Genomic DNA, 8349 nt, shown 5'->3' on the forward strand with positions numbered 1-8349 from the left:
ACTTCGAGGAACACCACACGCCCTTCGTCGTGGTGGTGAACCGCTTCGCCGACGCGACCCGCTTCGATCTCGGTGAAGTCCGTGAAGCGCTCGGCCTCGACGACTGGATCCCGGTGCTGGACTGCGATGCCCGCGACCGCGACTCCGTGCGCGATGTCCTGGTCGCGCTGCTCGAACAGGTCCTGCTGCACCGCGTCCAACCTCGTCAACGGGAGGTGAGCTGAGCCCACCTCCCGTCGCACCGGTCAGCGTCGATGCAGTGTGAGGTCCGACAGGGCCAGGTGGAACCGCGTGTCGGTGACATCGACCGAGGTGTCGGTGAATCGCTTGGCGCCCAGCGTGTTCCGCAGGAAGTCGCGCACGGTGCTCGGCTGCGCGTCTACCGAGGCGAGAAGTTCCCGCGGCACTTCGATGGTCCCGTCGAAGAACCGCGGCTGCGCGGTGATCCCGGGCTGCTGCGGTGTCTGCCGCAAGCCGTCGACGGTGTGCAGCACGACGTCCAGCCCGCTCCCGTCACCGAATTCGATCCGCAGCGGTGTGGGGGAGACGGCCGGATCGAAGGACTGGATGCGTGCGGTCCACCCCTGGGCCGAAACGCCCTGGTAGTCGTACTCGGACACAGGACCGAGCGTCTCGTGAGCGCGGTGCACCGGCGAGTTCTCCAGTGCCGCACCGGAAAGCGGCTGATCGGTGACGACGAAGGTCCACGACGCGTCGGTGAGCATCTTGCGCCAGAACCCGGTCCGGCCACCGTCGCGCCCTTCGACGCGCAGCTCTCGTGCCGCCGAGCCGGGCCCGGTCCGGTGGACGGAGATGCGGTCGGTGATCTCACCGGGCACCTTCGGCTGCGCGACCCAGTCCGGTGCGGGCAGCTGGATGGCGGCGTAGCGAGGATCGATGCGCTCCGACAGCATGTCCGGCGCTTCGGGTAGGCCGCGCTGGTCCTCGTAGGAGTAGCGGAAGAAGACCTTGTCCGCGCCGGAGATGTCGAAATCGTAGAGGCGCGTGTAGAAGTCGCCGTACCGGTTGACGACCAGCGAGGTCGACGCGCTGGTGGACAACGCGACAGCCTGGAACCGCCCACCGAGCGGAGTGCTCATCTCGTAGCTGTGGTCCACCGGCAGCCACGGGTCGACGTACTGGATCCGCTGACCGCCGTGGGTCAGCGCGAAGACGTGCGACACCTTCGCCCCGCCGACGGGGTGTTCGTTGCCCGCGGTATCTGTCCACACGTGATCCTCGGTGGGCGACAACACCGACCACGACCAGGCCGGCGCGCCCGGCGGCAGCGTGTTGCCGGGCCCGGTCCACAGCGGGGCGCCGTAGCGGCTGCTCCAGTTCCAGTCCGCGGGAGCGCTGAGTGCGTGATCCATCGTGACGAACCGGCCGTCGCGGTCGATCATCATCACTTCGTCGTCGTCGGCCGAGACACCGGCGATCGTGCCCGCCAGGCAGCCCGGCAGCGCGATCATGCGCCAACCACCCGGCGCGGCAGCCGGTTTCACGTACACCTGACCGTCGCGGGTGGCGAAGGTCCAGCGGCGGTTGAACGACTCGGTGGTGGTGCGGAAATACACCTGCTCGGGCAGCGCGACCGTTGCCGGGGCGAACGTCGCCAGTCCGGCGTCGGATGCGTCGACGCTCACCTCCGGGGTGCCGACCGTACCCACCGGTAGACACCCCGGATCGGCGATGGCCGCCGATTGTGTTGTCACTCCGGCGAATACCAGTCCGGCTGCCGCGATCAGCGCTGTACGCCGGACGGCGTGCCCGGGCCTCACAGCCACCCCGCCGCGCCGAAACCGATCAGGGCGATCGCGTCGATCCCGAAGATCGTGCCGACCACCAGCGCCTTGCTTCGCACGCTCGGTAGATCGTGCACGAAGAAGCAGGCCGCGAAGAACGGCACGTACCCGATGATCCAGATCAGGAACGGGAAGCCGGGCTGCCACCACGACCAGTCCCAGGTCAGCACGCCGGCCTTGTTGAGCAGTATCTCGACACCCACCGCCGCGATCGAGTTGGCCGCGATCAGCACAGGCCGGTTCGGCAGCCCGAAGATCCGGGTTTCCTTCGGCGGCAGCATCTTCGCCGCCGCGATGCCCATGATCGCGAACATGAAGCAGATCTCGATGTTCAGCCCGATCAGGATCTGGTACGCCGTCGGTCCGCTCGCCGCCCAGACCGGTGCCCGCTCGGTGAAGTGGAAGACCAGCGCGTTCCAGATCTCGTTGAACCAGTCCATGCCCCAGAGTGCGAGCCCGGCGAACAGCACATTCCAGTTACGCCGCTCGACTTCGACCGCGTAGATGTAGATGACCACCAGTAACAGCGGAATGACATACCACTTGAACCGGCTCGCATCGCGAAGAATCTCCAGCGCGGCCCGCGCGTTGTCGGTCAACGGGGCACCTCCTGCTCATGATCGACGAACTCGGCGAGTATGATACAAATCAACATCGAACGTCAATGTGTATCGCCGAGTTCGCCGATTCGTCGAGTCAGCGGCTCCCGAGCGGCATGCCGAACAGGGACGCGAACTTCGCGGCGAGCGACTCGCCGAGGAAGTTCAGGGCGCCGGGGGTCGCGGCCATGGTGCCCGCGTCGGAGGTGGTGCAGCCGGGGGCGGCCGGGACGCCGTCGAGGCGGTCGCGCAGCCAGATCAGCGCGGCCGGACCGCCGACCACTTCCGCGACGATGTGTTCGCTGGCGTGGTCGCGGGTGTAGGTCAGCGAGGTGTTCGGATCGCGGCAGTAGGTGTCGACCAAGGTGTCGGTGGCGGCCAGCGGCAGGATCTCGTCCCACGCGGAATGCCAGACGAACAGCGGCATGCCGGGGACGGACTTGCCCATACGGGTGTCGTCGAGCATCGCCGCGACCGGCGGATCGTCGAGGGGATTACCGTCGGAACCGATCATGCCGGTGAGATTCAGGAACGGCAGCAGCGCCGACTGATACTGCACGCACAGCGGCGATTTGATCGCGAACAGGGCCTTGCCGAGCGGATCGAGCCGCTGATCGAGGTAGGCGGCGAAATCGGGATATTCGCGGGTGAGTCCCAGCACGGCGGCGAACACCAGACCCGAGGTCGCCTGGTTGTTCGCCATGCTCAAGGCGGCGCCGAGATCGGCCCCGACCCCGCCCTCTGCCGCGCCCACGATGTTCAGTTCGGGCGCGTAGCTGCTGTGCAGTTCGGCGGCGTGACCGGTCGCGATGGAACCGCCGGAGTAGCCGTAGAGGCCCACCGGTGCGGTCGGTCCCGCCTCGAGCGGGGCGAAGTTGGTCGCGGCGCGAATGCCGTCGAGGGTGATCCGGCCCGCCAGCGGTCCGGCCGCGTAGGCCGAATCGGGGCCCTGATGGTCCGGAACGACCACGGCCCAGCCCTGTGACAGCGCTGCCTGCGCGAACAGGAACTCGGCGGGCACCACGATCTGGCCCGCTACCGCGGCCGCCGAGAGATGTTGCAGCGCATAGGAGGGTGCGCAGTAGCCCGCGGTCGAGTCCTCGGCCAGCTGCACCGACAGCAGCTTGCGCGGGTTCGGCGCCTGCCCGCGCGGCTTGATCAGGGTGGCGACCGCGGGGATCGCCTCGTCACGGCTGTTGTTGGAGCGATACGACACCTGCCATGCGTCGACATCGATCGGCAGCAGACCGAAATCGGCGACCCGCACCTGCCGGACCGCGATGATCGCACCCGGCGCGGTCGCCGCCACCACGTCCGCGGGCGGTAGGTAGAAGCCCGGATCCCATTCGGGCGGTAGTGGAATCACCGGCGGGGGCGCCGCCGGCGGCTCGGCCGCGACCGGCCCGGCGGTCATCACCGTTGCCGCCGCGAGCACACCGGTGGCAAGGGCAAGCCATCGCTGAACGAAGGGATATCTCATCGCGCACAGTCCTCACATGAATTGAGACGCCTTCGTCTCAATAGCGGCAACTATGACATGGGTGTGGCGCAGATCGCAATCACGCGCCGGGGGGCGTCGCTGAGATCAGGCTGTTCAGGATGGTGGAGAACACGTCGACCAGTTCGTCGACGGGTGGTCTCGGGTCGTCCAGGCTCCACTGGTGCACGGCGCCGTTGACCGCCCCGATGAACGCCGCCATCGGCACCCGCCAGCCGCCGGGCGGCATCCGTACCCCGTCGCGACCGGCCGCGATCGCGGTGACCACCTCGCCCCACCGATCCCTGACCTGCGCCCGATACGCCTCGATCTCGGGGCTCACCCCGACGATGTCGACGAAAGCGACTTTGGCGCATCGGATGTCGTCGGTGATCGCCGTCGTGTACGCCCGTACGGCCGCGTCGATCAGCGTGCGCAGTTCGTCGGAGTCCGCCGCTGCCAGCGCGGCGGCCACCGCCGCCCCGGCCTTGTCCTGCACGGAGTCGTACACCGCGACGAGCAGTTCCTCGCGCCCGGCGAACTGTTCGTAGAACTGCCGACGCGACAGCCCCGCGGCCGCGCACACATCGGTCAGCGAACTGTTGGCGTACGACTTCTCCGCGAACACGGTCAGTCCCGCGTCGATGAACAGCGCCCGGCGCTCGACCTGTCGTTCGGCGACCGAGGTGCCGGTGTAGTTGTGTCGAGTCCGCCCAGAGGTCACCCCATGACCCTACTGTTCAGGATTCGGTCGAGGCGCCGGCGTCGACGGGGCCGATCGGGACCACCAGCGGAGTGCCGGTGACCGGGTCGTCGATCACTTTGGCGCGCAGTCCGAACACCTGCGCCACCACGTCCTCGGTGAGCACTTCGGCGGGCGTACCCGCGGCAACCACCCGGCCCGCGCGCATCGCGACCAGTCGATGCGCGTACCGCGCGGCGAGATTCAAGTCGTGCAGCACCATCACCACCGTCCGGCCCGCTTCGGCGTGCAGGCGCCGGACCAGGTCGAGAACCTCGATCTGGTGGGCGAGGTCGAGGAAGGTGGTGGGTTCGTCGAGCAGGAGCAGGTCGGTGTTCTGGGCCAGCGCCATCGAGATCCACGCGCGCTGGCGTTGGCCGCCGGACAACTCGTCGAGGGAGCGATCGGCGAACTCGACCATGTCGGTCCAGGTCAGCGCCTCGGTGATGGCGGCTTCGTCGTCGTCGGACCACTGGCGGTACCAGCGCTGGTGCGGGTGCCTGCCGCGGGCGACCAGGTCGGTGACAGTGAGACCCTCCGGAGCCAGCGGGGATTGGGGCAGGATGCCCAGCACGCGTGCCACTTCCTTGGTCGACATGCGGTCGATCCGTTTGCCGTCCAGGTGGACATGACCACCGGCGGGCCGCAGCAGCCGGGCCATCGCGCGCAACAGGGTGGATTTGCCGCACCCGTTGGGCCCGATCACCGCGGTGACGGTGCCACCGGTGATGTCCAGATCCAGACCGTCCACGACGGTTGTCGGCCCGTAGCCGAGGGTCAGCTCGCTGGCCTGCAGCCGAACGGTCATCACACGCCCGCTTTCCCGACGCGATTGCGCCGCATCAACAGATAGATCAGATAGGGCGCGCCGAGGACAGCGGTGATCACCCCGACGGGCAGTTCGCCGGCGGGCAGCAGGGTGCGCGCGACCAGATCGGCGGCGACCGTGAAGGCCGCGCCGAGCACCACCGAGGTGAGCAGCGGTGGTTGTGCCGAACCGGTGAGACGCAGCGCTACCTGCGGCACTGCGAGCGCGATGAAGATGATGGCGCCCGCCGAGGCGGTGGCGACTCCGGCGAGCAACACGGCCAGCACCAGGAGCGTCAGCCGGGCGGCGTTGAGCCGCACGCCGAGTGAGCGGGCGGTGTCGTCGCCGAAATGCAGCGCGCCGAGCAGATGGGTGCCCCCGAGGACGACCGGCACCAGAACAGCCAGGGCGATCGCCACCGGTGTCACCTGGATCCAGCTGCTGCCGTTGAGGCTGCCGGTCAGCCAGGTCACCGCCCGCGTCGCGATATCCACGTCGCCGACGCTGAGGAGCCAGAAGGTCACGCTGGACAGCAGCGAACCGGCGCCGAGACCGACGAGCACGAGCCGATAGCCCTCGATACCACCGCGCCAGGCCAGGAGGAAAACGCCGAGCGCGGCGAGCAGGCCGCCGAGCATGGACGCGACCGGCACCCCGATCTCGGCGGCGGCGCCGCTGATCTGGCCACGGCTGCCCGACAGCGCGATCACCGCGACCGCGGCCACGCTCGAGCCCGCCGTGACGCCGAGAATATCGGGACTGGACAACGGGTTTCGGGCAATGCCCTGCGTGATCGCGCCGGACAGCGCCAGTGCCGCGCCGACCAGCGCCCCGGTGAGAATCCGCGGCAGCCGCAGATCCCACACCACATAGGCCAGGCCGTCGTCGCCGCCACCGCCGAGCACCGCGAGCACGTCCCACGGCGTGACCGGACCGCCGTCGGGCATCGTATAGGTGCCCAGCGCCAGCGCGACGCAACTCGCGGCGCCGAGAATCGCGAGCCCGACGACCAGGACCGCCGTCGTGCGCAGTCGCAGTTGCCAGGACACCGGTCCCAGCCGGACCGCCCGGACGGTACTCATATGCTCACCAGCTTTCGGCGGCGGACCAACACGATGAAGAACGGGGCGCCGACGAAGGCCAGCATGATGCCCGCCGGAAGTTCGCCCTTGTCCAGCACCAGCCGCCCCGCGATGTCGGCGACCAGCACCATGACCACGCCGAGCAACCCGGCGACCGGGACCAGCCAGCGGTAGTCGGGCCCGGTGATACCGCGGGCCAGGTGCGGGACGACGAGCCCGACGAAGCCGAGCGGTCCCGCGATCGCCACGACCGCGCCGGTGAGCAGCACGATCGAGCCGATGCCGACGGCGCGTGCCAGCGAAACGCGATGGCCCAGCGCACGGGCGGTGTCCTCGCCGAGGCTGAGCGCGTTGAGCGCGGAGGTGTTGGCCAGCGCGAGGACGATCCCGACCAGGATGAACGGGGTGGCCTTACCGAGGAGGTCCAGGTTGGATCCGACCAGCGAACCGGCCTTCCAGAAGCGGTAGATGTCGGTGACGTCGGTGTCGAACAGCACCACTGCCGAGATCAGGCCCTGCAGCAGGTAGCTCACGGCGGCGCCCGCCAGGGCGAGGGTCACCGGGGTCGGTCCGCCGCGGCCCGTCGCGCCGATGACGAACACGGTGATGGTGGCGATCAGCGCGCCGGCGAAGCCGAACCACACGTAGCCGAACAGGCTCGAGATGCCGCCGACCATCACCGCCAGGACGATGCCGAGCGCCGCGCCCTGGGTGATGCCGAGCAGCGCGGGGTCGGCGAGAGGGTTTCTGGTGTGACCCTGGATCACCGCGCCCGCGATGCCGAGCGCGAGACCGGCGAGGACCCCCAGCAGCGTGCGTGGCAGGCGCAGACCGTTGACGATGGCGCCGGTCTCGGTGTCGGTCGTGCCGCCGAGTGCGTGCAGAACATCAAGGGGAGCAATGAATTTGGAACCGATGGCCAAACTGAGCAGGACGGTCGCGAACGCCGCGGCCAAGAGTCCGGCGATGAGTAGCAACCGGCGAGACCGTGTGTTGGCGAACACGACTCCGGGCGGCGATGCGGGCACTGTCCCTCTTCATAGTTGGTAATTAGGTAAGGCTTCGCTAGGTTAGCAACCCTAAAGAACTCTGAACCACTCGGGAGACCTCGATGAACACCCCACTGAGCCGTCGGCTCGCCGCTGCCGCGGCAGTCGCCGCCGCCGTCCTGAGCCTGTCCGCGTGTGGCCAGGACCGGTCGGCCACCGGCGCCGCGAACAGCGATTGCGATACCGCGAGCAACCTCGACGGCGGCGCGTACCCGCGCACCATCGAGGCCGGGGCGGTCAAGGACAAGGCGGGCACGAATGTCGGCACGGTCGTCGACCCGGCGACCATCACCACCCGACCGGTTCGGGTCGCGGCGCTGGATCAGACGTTCGTCGACGCCGCCCTGGTGCTGAACACCGAAGTCGTCGCGTACACGACCTACCAGTCCATGGGCGAGAAGCTGCCCGCGTTCCTCGGCGCGGCCGCCCAGACCTGCGGGGGGCGAGCGGTGAACATCGGCAATCTGCAGACCCCCGATATCGAGAAACTGGCCGGCGCCCGGCCGGATCTGATCGTGTCGGCGAAGGTGCGTCACGAGAAGCAGTACGAGCAGTTCAAGGGCATCAAGCTCGGTTCGGGCACCGTGCCGGTCGTGTTCAGCCAGACCACCGGCGCCACCTGGAAGGAGAACCTGCTGCTGCTCGCCAAGGCGGTCGACAAGGAGAACCTGGCGCAGGCCAAGCTGGCGGCGTACCAGGACCGTGCCACCAAGATCGGGGCGGCGATCAAGGCGAAGAACGGCGGCAACGCGCCGACCGTGTCGCTACTGCGCTTCCTGCCCAAGGA

Annotated in this window: 8 protein-coding genes and 1 pseudogene; 2 read left to right on the top strand and 7 right to left on the bottom strand. The window is 68.6% G+C overall.

Annotation, left to right across the window (positions count from 1 at the left end; all coding sequences use genetic code 11):
- Nucleotides 1-224, top strand: a pseudogene (locus ACFWF3_RS15150) (ATP-binding protein); the annotation flags it as partial.
- Between the two features lie 21 nt (nt 225-245).
- Here ACFWF3_RS15150 and ACFWF3_RS15155 read toward each other — a convergent pair.
- From ACFWF3_RS15155 to ACFWF3_RS15185, 7 genes are all read right to left on the bottom strand, one after another.
- Complete coding sequence (locus ACFWF3_RS15155; RefSeq protein ID WP_379314133.1) at nt 246-1715, bottom strand: hypothetical protein; 1470 nt, start codon at nt 1713-1715, stop codon at nt 246-248.
- A gap of 62 nt (nt 1716-1777) precedes the next feature.
- A complete protein-coding gene (locus tag ACFWF3_RS15160; RefSeq protein WP_379314134.1) occupies nt 1778-2404 on the bottom strand; it encodes a hypothetical protein in 627 nt (208 codons plus the stop codon).
- 97 nt (nt 2405-2501) lie between these two features.
- Nucleotides 2502-3884 (bottom strand): lipase family protein, encoded by a 1383-nt coding sequence (locus tag ACFWF3_RS15165; RefSeq protein ID WP_379314135.1) that lies wholly within the window; start codon nt 3882-3884, stop codon nt 2502-2504.
- A 79-nt stretch (nt 3885-3963) separates the two neighbouring features.
- Nucleotides 3964-4605, bottom strand: coding sequence for a TetR/AcrR family transcriptional regulator (locus ACFWF3_RS15170; protein WP_379314136.1), 642 nt, complete (start codon nt 4603-4605; stop codon nt 3964-3966).
- Between the two features lie 16 nt (nt 4606-4621).
- Nucleotides 4622-5431 (bottom strand): ABC transporter ATP-binding protein, encoded by an 810-nt coding sequence (locus ACFWF3_RS15175; RefSeq protein ID WP_378661481.1) that lies wholly within the window; start codon nt 5429-5431, stop codon nt 4622-4624.
- Nucleotides 5431-6513, bottom strand: coding sequence for a FecCD family ABC transporter permease (locus ACFWF3_RS15180; protein WP_379314137.1), 1083 nt, complete (start codon nt 6511-6513; stop codon nt 5431-5433). The genes ACFWF3_RS15175 and ACFWF3_RS15180 overlap by 1 nt, the downstream gene beginning before the upstream one ends.
- Nucleotides 6510-7517 (bottom strand): FecCD family ABC transporter permease, encoded by a 1008-nt coding sequence (locus ACFWF3_RS15185; RefSeq protein ID WP_379314138.1) that lies wholly within the window; start codon nt 7515-7517, stop codon nt 6510-6512. The genes ACFWF3_RS15180 and ACFWF3_RS15185 overlap by 4 nt, the downstream gene beginning before the upstream one ends.
- 107 nt (nt 7518-7624) lie before the next feature.
- On the opposite strand from ACFWF3_RS15185, the gene ACFWF3_RS15190 reads away from it, so the two are divergent.
- Nucleotides 7625-8349, top strand: a 725-nt coding sequence (locus ACFWF3_RS15190) for an ABC transporter substrate-binding protein (RefSeq protein WP_379314139.1), incomplete at its 3' end; no start/stop codon positions are given.

The sequence above is a fragment of the Nocardia sp. NPDC060220 genome (assembly GCF_042727815.1).
Taxonomy (GTDB): domain Bacteria; phylum Actinomycetota; class Actinomycetes; order Mycobacteriales; family Mycobacteriaceae; genus Nocardia.

Bases quoted from the DNA above. Each gene is read 5' to 3' on its own strand.
- ACFWF3_RS15165 (WP_379314135.1), bottom strand. From the start codon at position 3,884: ATGAGATATCCCTTCGTTCAGCGATGGCTTGCCCTTGCCACCGGTGTG.
- ACFWF3_RS15175 (WP_378661481.1), bottom strand. From the start codon at position 5,431: ATGACCGTTCGGCTGCAGGCCAGCGAGCTGACCCTCGGCTACGGGCCG.
- ACFWF3_RS15180 (WP_379314137.1), bottom strand. From the start codon at position 6,513: ATGAGTACCGTCCGGGCGGTCCGGCTGGGACCGGTGTCCTGGCAACTG.